Below are 17,721 nucleotides of genomic sequence, written 5' to 3'. Positions count from 1 at the left end.
CAACGCGAATGATTTTGTCTTTCACTTATTTTCTTGCCAGTTCCTGGTTAATCATCCAGAGCTCCCGGCGTTCTTCGCTGCTCAAACCGTGTGTGCGCTCGCGAGCTATCAACTCTTCCTGGCGCAACTCAAGCATCGAATCAAACATATGGTTGAGTGAGTCGGTGAACGTTTTTTCTGCAATGTCCTTATCTGCTATATCGTCCCACATCGACAATTTTTCAAGGGTAGCGGCCTCTTTTGTGCCGCGATAATGTTCTAAAAGTTGTCCGGTGGTCAGACCTGGCTGAGACAAACAAGTGTTGACCAGTTCTGAAAATAAGCCAAGTCCGGGCAATTTTTCGTGGTTCAAACCCGCCAGCGACGGCACTTGCGGAGCAAGCTCGGGGTTTTGCACCAGTAACCCTATCAGTATACGCATGGTTGTGCGTTTTAGCTGAGGCGCGGCGCGAACCGCACCGTTTTCAGCCTGTTTAGGCATTAAACGTTCAAGCTGGCTATCGTCCAGAATGCCGAGCTTGTTGCCTAGCTCCTGACGCAGATAGATGCGCAGCGTTTCGCCGGGCACCTGGCTGATTAACGGCAGCGCCAGCGTACTGAGCTGCGCGCGCCCGTCAGGGGTACTCAAATCGACCTGCGGCATCAGGCTGTTAAACAAAAACGTGGAGAGTGGCTGAGCCTGCTCCATCCGCGCTTCAAACGCCGCTTTGCCCTCTTTACGCACCAGCGTATCCGGGTCTTCACCGTCGGGCAGAAACATAAAGCGTAGCTGACGCCCATCGGTCATATAAGGTAGCGCGGTTTCCAGCGCTCGCCAGGCGGCGTCACGTCCTGCGCGGTCACCGTCGTAACAGCAGATGACGTTGTTGGTCACCCTGAACAGCAGCTGAATATGATCGGCAGTCGTGGACGTACCTAACGACGCAACCGCGTAGTTGATGTCGTACTGCGCCAGCGCCACGACGTCCATATAGCCTTCGACGACCAGCAGACGCGGAGGTTCCGCATTATCCTGCTGCGCCTCATAAAGACCGTACAGCTGGCGGCCCTTATGGAAAATATCGGTTTCCGGGGAGTTGAGGTACTTCGGCAGGGCATCACCCAGCACGCGACCACCAAAACCAATTACCCGGCCTCGCTTGTCGCGGATCGGGAACATCACCCGTTCACGGAAGCGGTCGTAGCTTCGTCCCTGGTCGTTGGTGACCAGCATGCCTGCATCGATGAGAGACTTACGATCTTCGCTATTGCCGCCAAAACGCTTTAACACGTTGTCCCAGCCGGGCGGGGCGTAACCAATAGCGAAACGCGTAATGACATCGTCGCTCAGTCCGCGCTTGTTCAGATACTGACGCGCAGGCTCAGCCGCAGAGTGCTTAAGAGACTGTTGATAAAACGAATTCAGGCCATCCATCAGTTGATACAGCGTTTGCCGTTGATGGCGCTCGATCTGACTTGGTCCACTGCCTGCTTCATACGGCACTTCAAGGTTATGCATCGCCGCCAGCTCTTCGACGGTTTCAACGAACTCGAGCTTGTCGTAGTTCATCAAAAAATCGACGGCATTACCGTGTGCGCCACAGCCGAAGCAATGGTAGAACTGCTTTTCACCGTTTACGGTGAAGGAGGGGGTTTTTTCGTTATGGAACGGACAGCACGCATGGTAGTTCTTGCCCTGCTTTTTTAGCTTTACCCGCGCGTCGATGAGATCGACGATGTCGGTTCTGGCAAGCAGGTCATTGATGAAAACGCGTGGGATTCTTCCGGCCATATGCCCCAAAATTTTAAGCGACTTATAAACGAAAACAAGCCGCGCATTCCTTCCGGAAGCACGGCCTTACGACTATTACTCTGTCTGTCAATTGAGGGCTGAGGCCCTCAACCAATTAGTACAGACGAGTACGGCGTGCGTTTTCGCGAGCCAGTTTCTTCGCGTGACGTTTCACAGCGGAAGCTTTAGCGCGCTTACGTTCGGTCGTTGGTTTTTCATAAAACTCACGACGACGAACTTCAGCCAGAACACCTGCTTTCTCGCATGAACGTTTGAAGCGACGCAGTGCTACGTCGAACGGCTCGTTTTCACGTACTTTAATTACCGGCATGTAACTCTCACCTTTAATAAATTCGGTTTGCCGCTGGCATCAACGCCAGCTTATTTCAAAATGGTGCGGAATTTTACTGCAAATGCTGCTGCTTTGTAAAGCACCGATGCGATTTTGAAAGGGACTTTAATAAGGGTGAGGAGTATACACGAGCCTTCTTCCTGGGGCGAACAAAGTTTTACATCAACCCGCCCAGGCTCTACACTGCGCGGTATTGAAACGAGGTAAAACAAGTCATGCGTGTACTGGGTATTGAAACATCCTGCGATGAAACCGGCATCGCCATTTACGACGACGAAAAAGGGCTTCTGGCCAACCAGCTGTATAGTCAGGTGAAATTACACGCTGACTACGGCGGCGTCGTACCTGAACTGGCCTCTCGTGACCACGTGCGTAAAACGGTTCCCCTGATTCAGGCGGCGCTGAAAGAAGCGGGATTAACGGCAAAAGAGATTGATGCAGTGGCGTATACCGCAGGCCCGGGCCTGGTTGGCGCGCTGCTGGTTGGCGCAACGGTTGGCCGTTCGCTGGCGTTCGCGTGGGATGTGCCGGCGATCCCGGTTCACCATATGGAAGGGCACCTTCTGGCGCCGATGCTGGAAGAGAATCCGCCTGAATTCCCGTTTGTGGCGCTGCTGGTCTCCGGCGGCCATACGCAGCTGATTAGCGTAACGGGCATTGGCAAGTACGAGCTGCTGGGCGAGTCGATCGACGATGCCGCCGGTGAAGCCTTCGATAAAACCGCCAAGCTGCTGGGGCTGGATTACCCGGGTGGCCCGATGCTGTCAAAAATGGCGTCGCAGGGAACGGAAGGGCGCTTTGTCTTCCCGCGCCCGATGACCGACCGTCCGGGGCTGGACTTCAGCTTCTCCGGGCTGAAAACCTTCGCGGCCAATACTATCCGCAATAATGATAACGACGAGCAGACGCGTGCCGACATCGCCCGTGCGTTTGAAGATGCGGTGGTGGATACGCTGATGATCAAGTGCAAGCGCGCCCTGGATCAGACCGGCTTTAAGCGTCTGGTGATGGCGGGTGGCGTGAGCGCTAACCGTACGCTGCGCGCGAAGCTCGCCGAGATGATGCAAAAGCGTCGTGGAGAAGTGTTCTATGCGCGTCCGGAGTTCTGTACCGATAACGGCGCGATGATCGCTTACGCGGGTATGGTGCGCCTGAATGCGGGCGCAACGTCCGACCTGAGCGTGTCCGTGCGTCCGCGCTGGCCGCTGGCGGAACTGCCAGAGGCGTGAGTTTTTTTGCCCGGTGGCGCTGCGCTTACCGGGCCTACAACATCCACGTGCAATAACCCGCACTACACCCGCAACATCCCTTTCTCTTCCAGAAACGCAATAATCGTTGCCAGACCATCACCCGCTTTCAGGTTGGTAAACGTCCACGGACGCTCGCCGCGCATGCGGTTGGTGTCGCGCTCCATCACCTCCAGCGACGCCCCCACGTACGGTGCGAGATCGGTTTTGTTGATCACCAGAAAATCGGATTTGGTGATCCCCGGTCCACCCTTGCGCGGGATTTTTTCCCCTTCGGCCACGTCGATCACGTAAATGGTCAGATCCGCCAGCTCCGGGCTGAAGGTCGCGCTCAGGTTGTCGCCGCCGCTTTCAACGAAGATCAGATCCAGATTGCCGAACTTCTCGCTTAACGCTTCCACCGCCGCCAGGTTCATTGAGGCGTCTTCGCGGATGGCGGTATGCGGACAGCCGCCCGTCTCCACGCCCACGATGCGCTCCGGCTCCAGCGCGCCCGCCTCGGTCAGGATGCGCTGATCCTCTTTGGTGTAGATATCGTTGGTCACCACCGCCAGGTGATAGGTATCGCGCATCGCCTTGCAGAGCGCTTCCAGCAGCGCGGTTTTGCCCGACCCTACCGGGCCGCCCACGCCCACGCGCAGGGGATGTTTGTAATCAGCCATATTGACTCCTCAGGAACGAAATAGTCGTGAATATTGGGTTTCGTGGCGCGCGGAGGCAATGGCGGACAGCGGCGTTGCTGCCCCCAGCGCGTCGTCGCGACGTAAAAATGCCTGTTCAAAACCAGCGGCGTAGTCGTCGCTCAGTTCGATAATCAGCTGCTGTGCGGCCTGTTGCCCAAACGGCACCAGCTTGACGCCCGCCATCACCGCGCTCTCTATCCAGCTGTAGCCAAGGCTCAGCGCCAGCTCGCGCACGCTAATGCCCCAGCGCACGCCGAGCCAGGCCATGCCGCAGAGTTGGCTTTGTATAAACAGCGGCAGCCATTCGGGGGGACAATCCGGCTCCCAGCTCTTAATCAGTCGCGTAAAGGCCGCCCCGCGATTTCGCTCTTCTTCTCGCAGCTCGCGCGTTTCCCGGCAGGCGAGAAGGTATGCCGTCCAGCGTTTTGCCGCCGCCAGATCGTCTTGTTCACAGGCCCGGTACAGCCGGACAAACAGCGGCAGATCGACGCAGAAAAAGCTCTGCTCCATCTGCTGGATTTGCCAACGTTTAAAGGCGTCGGCATCCATGACCCAGCCAGCCTCAACGGCCCACTCCAGCCCTTGCGACCAGGTAAACGACCCGACCGGCAGGCTGCTGCTGGAGAGCTGCATCAGGCGTAGCCGCTGACGGGCGAGCTCCATCAGCTCATCAGCGCCAGCAGGGCGGAGACGATCAGCCCGCCGCCGAAGGTTTTACGCAGGCCGTCGTGACGACGCAGAAGCAGCCCCGCGGCAAAGCTGGCGCACAGCACCGTGGCGCTGGCCAGCATAAAGCCGCTGGTGAAGAGCCAGAAGCTGTGGCCGGACATCTCCACGCCGTGCGCCCAGCCGTGGAACATCGCCAGGGCAGGCACCGCCAGCAGCAGGCGGTTTTCAGTTTTAAACATCATCACGCCGGATACCGCCAGCGAGGCGATAATCAGCATCTCCATGCCGCTGAAGCCGCCGAGCAGGCTACCCGCAATCGCACCGACAAGCATCATCCCGAGGGTGGCAAACGGCAGCAGGAGTTTGCGTCCGCTCAGCGCCGAGAGCACGCCCGCACCGGTCAGCATCAGCAGGTGATCGAGCCCGGTTAGCGGATGGAGAAAACCGGCCTGAAAACTGTCGGTGCCGTGGCCGGGGTGGGCGAGTGCGGGAACGGAAAAGGCCAGAAGCAGCAGAGGTAAATACTTACGCATGATGAATCCTTAATGTGAATGAGCGTGAGAGTGGCTGTGGGCATCGCTGGTGTAAGCGCCCGCTTCCGGTTCAAACGGCAGGCTGGCGTAGGCCACTTCCAGCCCGAACTGGCGCAGCATGTCGTCGAGAACGTGGTCGTGGTGATAGCGCAGCTCGCCGGGCATGATCTGCAGCGGTACGTGGCGGTTGCCCAGGTGGTAGCAGGCGCGGGCGAGCAGGAACGGATCGGCGCAGCGCACCACGGAAACCGACTCCGGGGCGGCGATCACCTCGACAATCTCGCTACCGTCGTCAGTAGTCAGCAGGTCGCCCCCGCGCAGCAACAGGCCGCGCGGCAGCATCAGTCCGGCTTCGCGGCCGTCGTTCAGCGATACGCGGGCGCGGCTTTTCACCCGAACGTCAATCGGCAGCGTGACGCTGGCGGTGACGGGGTGGGCATGGTCCAGACGTTGGGTTAAATAGATCATCATCACTCCTCAAAACAGGAAATAGCGTTGCGCCATCGGCAGAACGTCAGCCGGTTCGCTGGTTATCAGTTCACCGTCGACGCGCACCTCGTAGGTTTGTGAGTCGACGGTGATATTCGGCTGCAGGCCGTTGTGGATCATGTCCGCCTTTTTCACCGTCCGGCAGCCTTTCACTACCGCGGTAGCGCTCTGCAGGTTGAGCTGCTGCGGGATGCCGTTCGCACTGGCGGCCTGCGAGATAAACGTCAGCCGGGTGGCGTGGCGCGCGGCACCCAGCGATCCAAACATCGGCCGGTAATGCACCGGCTGCGGCGTGGGGATCGAGGCGTTGATATCGCCCATCGGCGCGCAGGCAATCATCCCGCCCTTGACGATGGTGGCAGGCTTCACGCCGAAGAACGCCGGGGACCAGACCACCAGATCCGCCAGCTTGCCCGCCTCAATCGAACCGACTTCGTGGGCAATGCCGTGGGTGAGCGCCGGGTTAATGGTGTATTTGGCGACGTAGCGCTTCACGCGGAAGTTGTCGTTCTCGCCGGTCTCTTCCGGCAGCGCGCCGCGCTGGACCTTCATGCGGTGCGCCACCTGCCAGGTGCGGATAATCACTTCCCCGACGCGGCCCATGGCCTGCGAATCTGACGAGGTGAGCGAGAACGCGCCGATGTCGTGCAGCACGTCTTCAGCGGCGATGGTTTCTCGACGAATGCGGGATTCCGCAAACGCCACGTCCTCGGCGATATCCGGGTCAAGGTGGTGGCAGACCATCAGCATGTCGAGATGCTCGTCGATGGTATTGACCGTGTAGGGCAGCGTCGGATTGGTGGAGGAGGGCAGAATATTCGGGTGTGCACAGGCGGTGATAATATCCGGCGCGTGGCCGCCGCCCGCCCCTTCGGTGTGGAAAGTGTGGATGGTTCGCCCGCCTATAGCCGCCAGCGTGTCTTCGACAAAACCGGATTCGTTCAGCGTGTCGCTGTGCAACGCCACCTGAATATCCATCTCGTCAGCGACCTCCAGCGAGCAGTTGATCGCCGCAGGCGTCGCGCCCCAGTCTTCGTGAATTTTCAGCCCGATAGCACCGGCGGCAATCTGCTCGCGCAGGGCGTTCGGGTTGGAGCCGTTACCTTTGCCGAGCAGGCCGATATTCACCGGCAGCGTATCGGCAGCCTGCAGCATGCGGGCGATATACCACGGTCCTGGCGTACAGGTGGTGGCGTTGGTGCCCGCCGCCGGTCCGGTGCCGCCACCGATCATGGTGGTGACGCCGGAGACCAGCGCCTCTTCCGCCTGCTGCGGGCAGATCCAGTGGATGTGGGTGTCGATCCCGCCAGCGGTGACGATCTTCCCCTCGGCGGCAATCACTTCCGTTGCCGCACCAATCGGGATCGTCACGCCGGGCTGAATGTCCGGGTTCCCGGCTTTGCCCACGGCGAAGATCCGCCCGTTCTTGACGCCGATATCGGCCTTCACGATCCCCCAGTGATCGACGATCAGCGCGTTGGTGAGAACCAGATCCACGCAGGCGTCAGCGGTCATCTGCCCCTGGCCCATGCCGTCGCGGATCACCTTCCCGCCGCCGAATTTGACTTCTTCGCCGTAGATCGTGAGATCGTCCTCCACTTCGATCCACAGCTCGCTATCGGCCAGCCGGACTTTATCCCCCGTGGTGGGGCCGAACATATCGGCATACGCCCGGCGTGAAATCTCAGCCATGTTTCACCTCTCCCATCACGTCACCGCGAAAACCGAAAATCCGCTGCGCACCCGCGGCCTGCACCAGCGTCACTTCCCGCTTCTGGCCGGGCTCGAAGCGCACGGCGGTGCCCGCCGGGATGTTCAGTCGGTAGCCCTTTGTGGCTTCCCGATCGAACTTCAGCGCCGGATTGACCTCGTAAAAGTGGTAGTGCGATCCGACCTGAATGGGCCTGTCGCCGTGGTTTTCGACAACCACGCTTTGGGTTTCCCGTCCGACGTTAAAGCTGATATTGCCCGGTTTGATCTGATATTCGCCTGGGATCATCACGCGCTCCTTAGACGATTGGATTGTGGACGGTGACGAGCTTGGAGCCGTCCGGGAAGGTGGCTTCCACCTGAATATCCGGGATCATCTCCGGGACGCCCTCCATTACCTGGTCGCGCCTCAGGACGTGGCGGCCCGCCTCCATCAGCGAGGCGACGGTTTCGCCATCGCGCGCGCCTTCCATAATGAAGGCGCTGATCAGCGCGACCGATTCCGGGTAGTTGAGCTTTACCCCGCGGGCAAGGCGGCGTTCGGCAACCAGCGCGGCGGTAAACAGCAACAGCTTGTCTTTTTCTCTGGGGGTCAGTTCCATAACGTTTCTCTTATGTCTGCCAGATACGCGGCGAACAGGCGGTTTTGGTAGTGAGGAGCGGGCGAAGCGACTGCCAGATATCGCGCATCACCCGCTGGCAAATCAGGTTGTCGTGGGAGAGAAAACGCACCGACAGCAGGCCATCGGTGAGCGTTGCCCCGGCATAATTTTCCAGTGGCGCGAGCCGCTCGCGCACCGCGTCGAGGTGATCATCGGCAGCCGGATAGAACAGCAGCGTGCCGAGCCACGGATGCCCGGCGACGGGCGTGAGATCGCCGTCGCTAAGATGCTGGCGCTCAATCAGGCGCGGCTCGTCATCTACCCACACCTCAAGGCGGCTCTCCAGCGTACCGTGGCTGAAGGTCTCACCGATCACCGGGCGCCCCAGGCAGTACAGCTCCCACGCCAGCAGCGTGCTGGAGGCCTTCAGGTGGAAGACGGAACGCAGCGCGGCATTCGCGCCGGGAAAGACAATGGTGTCCTGCGGCAGCCACTCGAGCGTGGATCCATCATCGAGATAAAAGTGCTGGCTCAGACGGGCCTGCGGGCCGCTGCTGCGATAGAACTTGCTGGCGCCGGGCATGGTAATAAGCGCGTGGCTGTTGGCGTTCAGCCGAACGGAAATGTCCAGCGTATCGCCGCCCACAATCCCGCCGGGCGGGTGAAGCAGATAAAGGTGGCAGGTTTCCCCTTCGGGGTAAAACGGACGCTGAACGCTGAGCGGCCCGACGTGATGAGCGGAGTACAGGAGGGTTTTCTCAGGGGTGTGACAAAACTGCAGAGCAAGCGATGCCTGCCAGCCTTTGTATGAATTATCAGTGACCTGAGCTGCTAACATGCTGCATCCATCTGCTCATCATCGGGGTCGTTTCAGTATGCCCTGGCGGAAATGAAGGCTGTCATATGAGTCGCTTATGGATGGCGGTTAAGACGAAACAAAAAAGCACGCCCGGGAGGCGTGCTGTCTGACAAACATCGCGATGCCGTTATTTCAGGTGCTCATGCAGCGCTGCGCCAGCCTGTTCCAGGGCAACCTTGACCGTAGGCTCTTCGCTCAGTGGATTGAGCAGGCCGTAATCGTGGATCATGCCGTTATAGCGCGTGACGGTCACCGGGACGCCAGCCGCATCCAGTTTACGCCCGAATGCCTCACCTTCATCCCGCAGTACGTCCAGCTCTGCTGTCTGAATCAGCGTCTCCGGGAAGCCTTTCAACTGCGCGGCGCTGGCGCGAAGCGGAGAGGCAAGGATATTGTTGCGATCGGCTGCGTTGGTGGTGTAGTTGTCCCAGAACCATTTCATCATGTTTTTCGACAGGAAATAGCCGTTCTCGAACTGGTTATACGAGGCAGTATCAAAATTCGCATCGGTCACAGGCCAGAGCATGACGTTGTAGCGAATTTTTGGCCCATTAAATTGTTTTGCCTGTAGCGCTACGGAAGCCACCATATTGCCGCCCACGCTGTTACCGACCAGACCCAGACGGCTACCGTCCACGCCAATTTCCTGACCGTGCTCGGCTACCCATTTTGTCGCTTCAAAGGCCTGATGAATGGCCACCGGGAAATGGGCCTCAGGTGATGGTGTGTAATCAACGTAAACCGCTGCGGCACCCGACGCACGAACGAGGTCGCGGATTAAACGCTCATGGGTTGGGAAATCACCCAGCACCCAGCCGCCGCCGTGGAAGAACATAAATGCCGGGAGCGTGCCGCTGGCATTTTCAGGTTTCACTATTTTCAGTTTGATCGCCTGGCCATTAACCTGGATCGTTTTTTCAGAAACCTGAGCGGGCGGCAGTTTTGCGCCTTGCTGCGCGCCGATCAGTACCTGGCGGGCTTCCTGAGGGGTCATCTGTTCCATTGGTTTACCCTTGCCAGAATTCAAAACATTGAGAAATGCCTGTACGCCTGCGGTCGGGGTAGGGGTATTGGTGGTTTGAGCGGATGCCGCGGCTGACGCGAAGACGGAAGAAACCAGGATGGCGGTTAATGTTTTCATGACGATACCTCTTTAAACGTGTTTGAACGGATAAGATAACTAAGTAGCGCGCTACTTAATTGTCGATATAATACTTGCGCGCAAGATACTTTTAGTCAAACGTTATTTATAATTATTTTTAGACAACAGAGTCGGGGTTGATAGAAAAATGAAAGAAAACAAAACGCTAGATGATTTACTTTGCTTCTCGCTCTACTCGGTTACCAATGCGTTCGTTCGCCAGTATCGCCCCTTACTGCAGGAGATGGATCTGACCTATCCGCAATTCGTTGTTTTGATGGCGCTTTATGAGAAAGACAACATCCCACTTCGCGATCTCAGCGATAAGACGTTTTTTGATTCGGGCACATTGACCCCGCTTGTACAAAAGCTTGAGGCAAAAGGATTTCTCAACCGTATCGCGGTTGTGGGGGATGAAAGGATGAAAAATGTCGTTCTGACAGAAAAAGCTAACGCACTGAAACAACAGGTGATGGCGCTGCCGGACCAGATTCGTTGCAGTATGCGGATGAATGATGATGAGCTTGAGATGCTAAAAAAACTCTCCCGAACTCTGCTGGACGATTTATAAGTGCCCTTCGGTGGGAGGAACCCACCGAAGTGACCTGTCGTTACCGATAATCCTCCGCATCCACATCATACCCGGACGGCTCCCAGCGGATCGCCAGCAGCGACGCCAGGCCGATAAACGGTGCCAGTGCAATCACCCAGAACACGGCGGTATCCAGCGAAGCAACCAGCAGCGGGAACAGGAATAGCGACAGCGTCGAGCTGCTGCGCATTAGCGTCTGGTTGAGACCCACGCCCACGCCGCGCAGCGAGGTCGGGTAGCTCAATGACGCAAACGTCATGGTATGCGCACCCGGGCCAAAGCCCTGACCGAACAGGAATAGCGCCAGCATCGAAACAGCAAGCACGCCTTCAGAGGCACCTTCCGGTCGGCCTATCAGCGCCAGCCCGAGCAGCGCCACAAGTTGGCAGGCATAGCCCGCGAGCGACATCCGCCACGCGCCGAAGCGTGGAACATAGCGCACCGCCAGTAATCCGCCAACAAACGCAAACAGCAGGTTAAGCACCAGCGAGATCAAAATGGTGGTGAGCATCGACTGCACGAAGAAGCTTGAAATAATCACCGGCAGGCCAAAGGCCACGGCGTTGTAGGCAAACGAGGAGACCACCGACAGCAGCGTGGCGAGGGTGGTACGCCGCAGATAAATGCCCCGGAACAGGTTGAGGTAGTTCGACCATTTTGCCTTGTTAACCACCGGCGCGGGCTGGTCAAGGGCATCCTGCGGCACGTGGGCGTTGATGTTGTACGACTGCCGCAAAATGGATGCCGCCTCTTTCAGGTTGCCCTGATTCGCCGCCCAGACCGGAGACTCGCTCATGTAGCGGCTGCGAATGCCGATTATCACCAGCGCGGGCACCGCGCCAAAGCCGAGGATCAGGCGCCAGAGCCAGTCGCTGTGGTTTTCCGGCAGCACGGCGTAGAAGAATAGCACCAGCAGGTAGGAGACGCTGATGGCCGCATACCAGGTAGGGCACCACATCGCGACGCTGGAAGCTTTGTTTCCCGGCCCTTTCAGTCTGGCGAACTCGCTGAGAAACGCCATCGCCACGGGAAGGTCGATCCCCACGCCGAGCCCCATCACAAAGCGCGCGCCCGCCAGCACATATTCGTTCGGAGCCAGCGCACAGGCGATAGCGGCGACGACAAAGAAGACCATATCGGCCATAAACACGCGGTAGCGCCCGATTTTATCCGTGAGATAGCCGCCGAGCAGCGCCCCGACGATGGCACCAAAGGTAATGGCCGACGCCACCATCCCTGTGCCTGCAGGGGTTAAATTGAATTCGCGGGTAATGTCCTTGATGCCAAACGCCAGTGCGCCGAGATCGTACGCGTCGAGGAAAATACCGCCCAGCGCGATACCGACCACGATACGGGCGTTGGCCCGGCCCTGAGAGCCGTCGTTAACCAGACGTGAAACGTCCGATGCGCTGCGCACCCACTTGATGTCGCCATCCGGGGTGCTTCCTGCCGTTGAAAGGGGAGTTGTATCTGTGATTTCTGCCATTTTTCTTTTTGTGTGGTTGTGTTGTGTCTCTAACAGTTACCACAGGCAGAAGGTGACCAAAATCACATTTGGTTATAAGGCATAACGAACGCTTTATTTAGCGTCTTTCTTCTTACGCTTGAGCTTCGTCCAAATCTTGGTTTCCTGACGACGCCACAGGCGCTGAATGTTGTCGTGATGGCGCAGCAGGATCAGGCAGGAGAGCATCGACACCGGGAAGGTGAACTGGGGTTTAAACCACCAGACGTAGAACGGGGCAATCAGCGCGCTGACGATCGCGCCCAGCGACGAGTAGCCGCTCAGAAGAATGGTGAGCAGCCAGGTCCCGGCCATTACGCCGGTGAGATCCCAGCCGATAGGTGCAATCGCACCGAAGGCCGTCGCAACGCCTTTTCCGCCTTTAAAACCAAAGAAAACGGGCCAGATATGGCCGACGCAGGCGGCGATGGCGATAAGACCGAGCCAGAACGGCGTGACGCCCAGCGCATACGCGCCCCAGACGGGTAGCATCCCTTTCAGAACATCAAAAATCAAAACCGCTACGGCTGCTCCCTTGCCGCCAATTCGTAGTACATTGGTCGCCCCCGGATTCCCGGAACCACTTTCGCGCGGGTCAGGTAACCCGGCGATGCGGCAGACCAGAATGGCGCTGGAGATTGAGCCGCAAAGGTAGGCGAGGATAATCATTCCAGGCGCGATTGCACTCATAACGCTGTTCCGTTTTGAAAATGTATCTGTATTCTCAGCATCTGTGGATAATACGCATAATTCGCCGGAAGTGGTATCCGGTTTAGCCAAAAAGCAGGCAGGTCGTGATGGATATTGTATTTATAGAGCAACTTTCGGTAATCACCACTATTGGTGTTTACGACTGGGAACAGACCATCGAGCAGAAGCTGGTGTTCGATATCGAAATGGGCTGGGATAACCGCGCGTCGGCAAAAAGCGACGATGTGAATGACTGTCTGAGCTATGCCGACATCAGTGATGCGGTCGTGGGGCACGTGGAAGGGCAGCGTTTCGCGCTGGTGGAACGCGTGGCGGAAGAGGTGGCGGAGCTGCTGCTGACCAAATTTAACTCACCATGGGTACGCATCAAGTTAAGCAAACCGGGTGCGGTAGCCCGCGCCGCCAACGTAGGCGTGATTATCGAGCGTGGCAATAATCTGAAAGCAAAGATTTAACGTCATAATCGCTAAACCATTTTAGGTTATACCGGTCATAAAGCTGTATCTTTCACGGTTGTCCACGTGGGACACCGTTTTTTTATATCTTTTTAGGGGTTTATAGATGAGCGATATGCACTCGCTGCTGGTGGCGGCAATACTGGGTGTGGTCGAAGGATTGACGGAGTTTTTGCCGGTTTCCAGTACGGGCCATATGATTATCGTCGGCCATCTGCTGGGCTTTGAGGGCGATACCGCAAAGACGTTCGAAGTGGTGATTCAGCTGGGTTCTATTCTGGCGGTTGTGGTGATGTTCTGGCGTCGTCTGTTTGGCCTGATCGGCATCCACTTTGGACGTTTGCCGCAGCGTGAAGGGGAAGGCAAGGGCCGTCTGACGCTGATTCACATTCTGCTCGGCATGGTCCCGGCGGTCGTGCTGGGGCTGGTATTCCACGACACCATCAAATCGCTGTTTAACCCGATTAACGTGATGTATGCGCTGGTGGTCGGCGGTTTCCTGCTGATTGCAGCAGAAGTGCTGAAACCTAAAACCCCGCGTGCGGAAGGTCTGGATGATATGACCTACCGTCAGGCGTTTATCATTGGTTGCTTCCAGTGTCTGGCGCTGTGGCCGGGCTTCTCGCGTTCAGGGGCGACCATTTCTGGTGGTATGCTGATGGGTGTGAGCCGTTATGCCGCGTCGGAATTTTCATTCCTGCTGGCGGTGCCGATGATGATGGGCGCTACCGTACTCGACGTCTATAAGAGCTATCACTTCCTGACGGCTGGCGACATTCCGATGTTCGCCGTGGGCTTCATCACCGCCTTTATCGTGGCGCTGATCGCCATCAAAACTTTCCTGCAGCTGATCAAGCGTATCTCGTTCATTCCGTTCGCGATCTACCGCTTTATCGTCGCGGCTGCGGTGTACGTGGTCTTCTTCTGATGACCAACGGCCCTCAGTCTTTTGGCTGAGGGCAACGCTTTTCCTTCCATGCCGCAACGGCTTCTATCCTGCGTTTCGTCAACTCTTCCCGAATTTCCGGTCCTTTGAATCCTGCTTCAACAACATCTTTCGTGGGTACGGCTTTCGCCACGTCCCAGGCTTCGCGCAGCAAACGGCCTTGTGGGTAATCGCACGCCTCAAACCCGGTGCGACCGCGCACGTCGGCTTCGCTGGTCAGGGCGATCTGCTCCACGCGCTGGGGTTTACGCCAGGCGTCGATATTATCGAACAGCTTAACGATGGTGGCCGGTTTCAGGATCGGGAAGGTATGGATGAGATCGTGGAACTCTGCCACCAGTTTTGCCAGGTCGCGGATCTCATTTGGCACGCGCAGGCGCTGACACAGCCCCTCGACCAGCTTAACTCCAGCCGGGCCGTGCCCGTGGTGGCGCGGCCAGAACTCCTTCGGCGTTAACCCTTTGCCGAGATCGTGGCACAGAGTGGAAAAACGCACGTCCACGTCCGGGCTGAGCATGGCGGCCATGCTGAGCGTCATCAGGGTATGAATACCGGTATCAATTTCCGGGTGCCATTTCGCCGGGGCGGGGACGCCAAACAGCACGTCGATTTCCGGGAACAGTACTTTCAGCGCGCCACAGTCGCGCAGCACCTGGAAAAAGACCTGCGGGTTGCGGGTCGTGAGGGCGTTTTCCGTCTCTTTCCAGACGCGTTCTGGCGTGAGGTGTTCCAGTTCGCCCGCTTCGGTCATCGCGGTCATCAGCGCCATGGTTTCATCAGCGATACGGAAACTGAGATGCGCATAACGCGCGGCGAAACGTGCCACGCGCAGCACGCGGAGCGGATCTTCAGAAAAAGCCGGGGAAACGTGACGTAAAAGACGGTCGCGCAGATCGTCCTGACCGCCGTAGGCATCAATGATCTGGCCGTGCTCGTCCTGCGCAAGGGCGTTGATGGTGAGATCGCGGCGCAGCAGATCCTGCTCCAGCGTCACATCCGGGGCGGCGTAGCAGGTAAAGCCGGTATAGCCAGAGCCGGATTTTCGTTCGGTACGCGCCAGGGCGTACTCTTCGCGGCTTTTAGGATGAAGAAAAACGGGAAAATCGCGGCCTACCTGCTGGTAGCCCGCGTCGAGCATCTCTTCGGGGGTGGCACCCACCACCACCCAGTCTTTATCTTTGACCGGCAGACCTAACAACGCATCACGTACCGCACCACCGACCAGATAACTCTTCACACCAACGCTCCCGTTTTCTCTTTTCGCAAGATAATACGTAAGTGTGGCAGAGAAGACGAGTTAGTTCATCCAGCGGTCTTTGCGCTTACGGCTTGGGATCAGCATTGGCAGCACCAGACCCAGCACCAGACCGACGCCCAGCACGCCGCCGCCATACATGAACCACTGCATGATGATGGTGCGCTGTTTGTCATCAAGCTGCAGGTTGGCGGCATTCACTTTCTTCTGCGCGACAATCAGCTCGTTTTTCAGCTTCTGGTTCTCTTCCTTCAAACCGTTTATCACACCATCGCTCTGGGCCACTTTCTGCTGCATTTCTGCCGTGCGCTGGTTCCAGGTGTTATCGATGTTGGTCAGCTTATCGGTCAGGGTTTTCACCTGGTTTTCCAGGTCCGGTACGCGGGTGCGCAGGCTTGGCACGTTGCTCAGCTCTTTCAGCGGGATCCAGGAGGTGCGACCGGAACTGTCGCGTACCTGACCGTAGTTGGTGTCTGCATTGGTTTGTAACAGAACCACTTCCTCGCCGGCATTTACCGTGCCCACGAGGCGATAATTGTCCCCAGGGCCACTGCGTACCCAGGTGTTCAGTTCATCAGAAACGTAACGCTTCTCTTCAGCGTGGACCGCGGTTGCGGCGCTAAAAGCGAGTAAAGTAAGTCCAATCAGGCGTAATTTAAGCATATCAGTCGTTATTTTCATAAATAGTGGAACGATAGTAGTGGTATCAGTGTCTCTACGCAAAGGATTCGTCATCAATCGGAATCATCTGTGTCGTGATTTCCACCTCTTCAAACTTTTACGCCCGTCAAATTGCTCATTGCGTGGCAATTTGGCGCAAAATACTATGTACTGACAAACAAATGGCGAGGAAGTTCGCCTTCATCGACGCGTCTGTGACGCAGGCAAAAGTACAAGGCTATGGCACAAGAAATCGAATTAAAGTTTATCGTCGAAAAAGACAGCGTTGACGCGCTCCGTCAGCATCTGCACACGCTTTCCGGCGAACACCATGAACCGGTACAACTGCTTAATATCTATTACGAAACGCCGGATAACTGGCTGCGTCGTCACGATATGGGCCTGCGCATCCGTGGCGCGAGCGGGCGCTACGAGATGACGATGAAAATTGCCGGTCGCGTGGTGGGCGGTTTGCACCAGCGTCCGGAATACAATATCGACATCAATAAGCCAGAACTTGAGCTTGAACGTTTTCCGGCTGAGGTCTGGCCGGAAGGCAAACTCCCGGCAACCTTATCCGCAGAAGTACAGCCGCTGTTCAGCACCGATTTCTGGCGCGAGAAATGGCTGGTGACGGAAGGCAAAAGCCGCATTGAAATCGCCCTCGATCTGGGCGAGGTGAAGGCGGGGGAGTTCCAGGAACCGATTTGCGAACTGGAGCTTGAACTGCTGGAAGGTGACGCCAACGACGTGCTGAAACTGGCTCGCAAGCTGGTGAACCAGTCTGGACTGCGGCAGGGAAGCCTGAGCAAAGCCGCGCGCGGCTACCACCTGGCGGCGGGGAATGCGCCGCGCGTGCTGAAAGAGACGACCATTTTGCACGTTGCGCCGAAAGCCAGCGTTGAACAGGGTCTGGAAGCCGCGCTGGAGCTGGCGCTTTCCCAGTGGCAGTACCACGAAGAGCTGTGGGTGCGTAATGTGAAAAACGCGAAATCCCACGTGCTGGCGGCTGTTGCCCTAGTGCGTCATACCCTTGCGTTGTTCGGCGGTATCGTTCCTCGCAAAGCGAGTGCTCACTTACGCGATCTGCTGACGCAAACCGAAGCGCTGATGCTCTCGGACGTATCCGCGCAAACGGCGATCTACAGCCCGCAAACCGCCACGGCAAAACTGGCGCTGACCGAGTTTCTGGTGACGCGCGGCTGGCGTTCTTTCCTGGATGCAAAAGCGCAAACCAAAATCGCGGAAAACTTCAAACGTTTCGCGGATATTCATCTTTCCCGCCATGCCGCCGAACTGAAGACCACGTTTGCCTACCCGCTGGGCGATCAGTATGGCGATCAGCTTCCCCGTCTTTCGCGTAATATCGACAGCATGGTGCTGCTGTCCGGTGCCTATGACGGCGTGAAGGCGCAGGCCTGGCTGGAGAACTGGCAGGGGCTGAAACACGCCATTGAAACCCGCCAGCATATTGAGATTGAGCATTTCCGTAACGAGGCCATTTCGCAGGAGCCGTTCTGGCTGCACAGCGGAAAACGTTAA

At 57.5% G+C, this 17,721-nt stretch carries 20 protein-coding genes; 5 read left to right on the top strand and 15 right to left on the bottom strand.

Features of this window, described 5'->3' with window-relative positions:
* Positions 1-25 precede the first annotated feature (25 nt).
* The gene (gene dnaG / locus ACTJJA_RS16650; protein WP_440668711.1) at positions 26-1,771 is read right to left on the bottom strand and encodes a DNA primase; all 1,746 of its coding nucleotides are present in this window, start codon (positions 1,769-1,771) and stop codon (positions 26-28) included.
* Positions 1,772-1,886: 115 nt separating this feature from the next.
* Positions 1,887-2,102 carry a 30S ribosomal protein S21 gene (gene rpsU, locus ACTJJA_RS16645; RefSeq protein WP_001144069.1) on the bottom strand — a complete coding sequence of 72 codons (216 nt, stop codon included), beginning with the start codon at positions 2,100-2,102 and terminating at the stop codon, positions 1,887-1,889.
* A gap of 236 nt (positions 2,103-2,338) precedes the next feature.
* Between rpsU and tsaD the strand changes: the two genes are divergently transcribed.
* On the top strand, positions 2,339-3,352 hold the full coding sequence (gene tsaD, locus ACTJJA_RS16640) for a tRNA (adenosine(37)-N6)-threonylcarbamoyltransferase complex transferase subunit TsaD (RefSeq protein WP_010435734.1): 1,014 nt from the start codon (positions 2,339-2,341) through the stop codon (positions 3,350-3,352).
* Between the two features lie 62 nt (positions 3,353-3,414).
* Here the strand turns inward: tsaD and ureG are convergent, their stop codons facing one another.
* The 9 genes from ureG to ACTJJA_RS16595 all read right to left on the bottom strand — a co-directional run bounded on the left by ureG (position 3,415) and on the right by ACTJJA_RS16595 (position 10,056).
* Positions 3,415-4,032 (bottom strand): urease accessory protein UreG, encoded by a 618-nt coding sequence (gene ureG / locus ACTJJA_RS16635; protein ID WP_014071813.1) that lies wholly within the window; start codon positions 4,030-4,032, stop codon positions 3,415-3,417.
* 9 nt (positions 4,033-4,041) lie between these two features.
* On the bottom strand, positions 4,042-4,716 hold the full coding sequence (locus tag ACTJJA_RS16630; RefSeq protein ID WP_440668710.1) for an urease accessory protein UreF: 675 nt from the start codon (positions 4,714-4,716) through the stop codon (positions 4,042-4,044).
* On the bottom strand, positions 4,716-5,255 hold the full coding sequence (locus ACTJJA_RS16625) for a HupE/UreJ family protein (RefSeq protein ID WP_029741751.1): 540 nt from the start codon (positions 5,253-5,255) through the stop codon (positions 4,716-4,718). Before ACTJJA_RS16625 ends, ACTJJA_RS16630 begins: the two co-directional genes overlap by 1 nt.
* A gap of 9 nt (positions 5,256-5,264) precedes the next feature.
* Complete coding sequence (gene ureE / locus ACTJJA_RS16620; RefSeq protein WP_440668709.1) at positions 5,265-5,723, bottom strand: urease accessory protein UreE; 459 nt, start codon at positions 5,721-5,723, stop codon at positions 5,265-5,267.
* A gap of 9 nt (positions 5,724-5,732) precedes the next feature.
* The gene (ureC, locus tag ACTJJA_RS16615) at positions 5,733-7,436 is read right to left on the bottom strand and encodes an urease subunit alpha (protein WP_440668708.1); all 1,704 of its coding nucleotides are present in this window, start codon (positions 7,434-7,436) and stop codon (positions 5,733-5,735) included.
* Positions 7,429-7,743, bottom strand: a complete 315-nt coding sequence (locus tag ACTJJA_RS16610) for an urease subunit beta (protein ID WP_440668707.1) — start codon at positions 7,741-7,743, stop codon at positions 7,429-7,431. Before ACTJJA_RS16610 ends, ureC begins: the two co-directional genes overlap by 8 nt.
* A gap of 10 nt (positions 7,744-7,753) precedes the next feature.
* On the bottom strand, positions 7,754-8,056 hold the full coding sequence (locus ACTJJA_RS16605) for an urease subunit gamma (RefSeq protein WP_006811999.1): 303 nt from the start codon (positions 8,054-8,056) through the stop codon (positions 7,754-7,756).
* Positions 8,057-8,066: 10 nt separating this feature from the next.
* Complete coding sequence (locus ACTJJA_RS16600; RefSeq protein ID WP_440668706.1) at positions 8,067-8,894, bottom strand: urease accessory protein UreD; 828 nt, start codon at positions 8,892-8,894, stop codon at positions 8,067-8,069.
* Between the two features lie 148 nt (positions 8,895-9,042).
* Positions 9,043-10,056, bottom strand: coding sequence for an alpha/beta hydrolase (locus ACTJJA_RS16595; RefSeq protein WP_420984244.1), 1,014 nt, complete (start codon positions 10,054-10,056; stop codon positions 9,043-9,045).
* Between the two features lie 148 nt (positions 10,057-10,204).
* Between ACTJJA_RS16595 and ACTJJA_RS16590 the strand changes: the two genes are divergently transcribed.
* On the top strand, positions 10,205-10,627 hold the full coding sequence (locus ACTJJA_RS16590; protein ID WP_440668705.1) for a MarR family winged helix-turn-helix transcriptional regulator: 423 nt from the start codon (positions 10,205-10,207) through the stop codon (positions 10,625-10,627).
* A gap of 40 nt (positions 10,628-10,667) precedes the next feature.
* Here the strand turns inward: ACTJJA_RS16590 and ACTJJA_RS16585 are convergent, their stop codons facing one another.
* Positions 10,668-12,134: an MFS transporter gene (locus ACTJJA_RS16585; RefSeq protein ID WP_440668704.1), complete on the bottom strand. Its 1,467-nt coding sequence runs from the start codon at positions 12,132-12,134 to the stop codon at positions 10,668-10,670.
* A gap of 93 nt (positions 12,135-12,227) precedes the next feature.
* The gene (gene plsY, locus ACTJJA_RS16580; RefSeq protein WP_010435699.1) at positions 12,228-12,842 is read right to left on the bottom strand and encodes a glycerol-3-phosphate 1-O-acyltransferase PlsY; all 615 of its coding nucleotides are present in this window, start codon (positions 12,840-12,842) and stop codon (positions 12,228-12,230) included.
* 107 nt (positions 12,843-12,949) lie between these two features.
* Here plsY and folB point away from each other — a divergent pair, with 107 nt between their 5' ends.
* Together folB and bacA are read left to right on the top strand one after the other, a co-directional pair.
* Complete coding sequence (folB, locus tag ACTJJA_RS16575) at positions 12,950-13,318, top strand: bifunctional dihydroneopterin aldolase/7,8-dihydroneopterin epimerase (protein WP_211446419.1); 369 nt, start codon at positions 12,950-12,952, stop codon at positions 13,316-13,318.
* 106 nt (positions 13,319-13,424) lie between these two features.
* Positions 13,425-14,246 (top strand): undecaprenyl-diphosphate phosphatase, encoded by an 822-nt coding sequence (gene bacA / locus ACTJJA_RS16570; RefSeq protein WP_010435693.1) that lies wholly within the window; start codon positions 13,425-13,427, stop codon positions 14,244-14,246.
* 13 nt (positions 14,247-14,259) lie between these two features.
* Here the strand turns inward: bacA and ACTJJA_RS16565 are convergent, their stop codons facing one another.
* Entirely contained in the window at positions 14,260-15,501 is a 1,242-nt protein-coding gene (locus ACTJJA_RS16565; RefSeq protein WP_440668703.1) for a multifunctional CCA addition/repair protein, read from the bottom strand.
* Positions 15,502-15,561: 60 nt separating this feature from the next.
* Complete coding sequence (locus ACTJJA_RS16560; RefSeq protein WP_010435686.1) at positions 15,562-16,182, bottom strand: TIGR04211 family SH3 domain-containing protein; 621 nt, start codon at positions 16,180-16,182, stop codon at positions 15,562-15,564.
* A gap of 237 nt (positions 16,183-16,419) precedes the next feature.
* Between ACTJJA_RS16560 and ACTJJA_RS16555 the strand changes: the two genes are divergently transcribed.
* On the top strand, positions 16,420-17,721 hold the full coding sequence (locus ACTJJA_RS16555) for a CYTH domain-containing protein (protein WP_440668702.1): 1,302 nt from the start codon (positions 16,420-16,422) through the stop codon (positions 17,719-17,721).

The sequence above is a fragment of the Enterobacter sp. 22452 genome (assembly GCF_052045065.1).
GTDB lineage: Bacteria > Pseudomonadota > Gammaproteobacteria > Enterobacterales > Enterobacteriaceae > Enterobacter > Enterobacter mori.
Note: the sequence above shows the minus strand (reverse complement) of the source record. Positions and strands in the feature narration are given on the sequence as shown.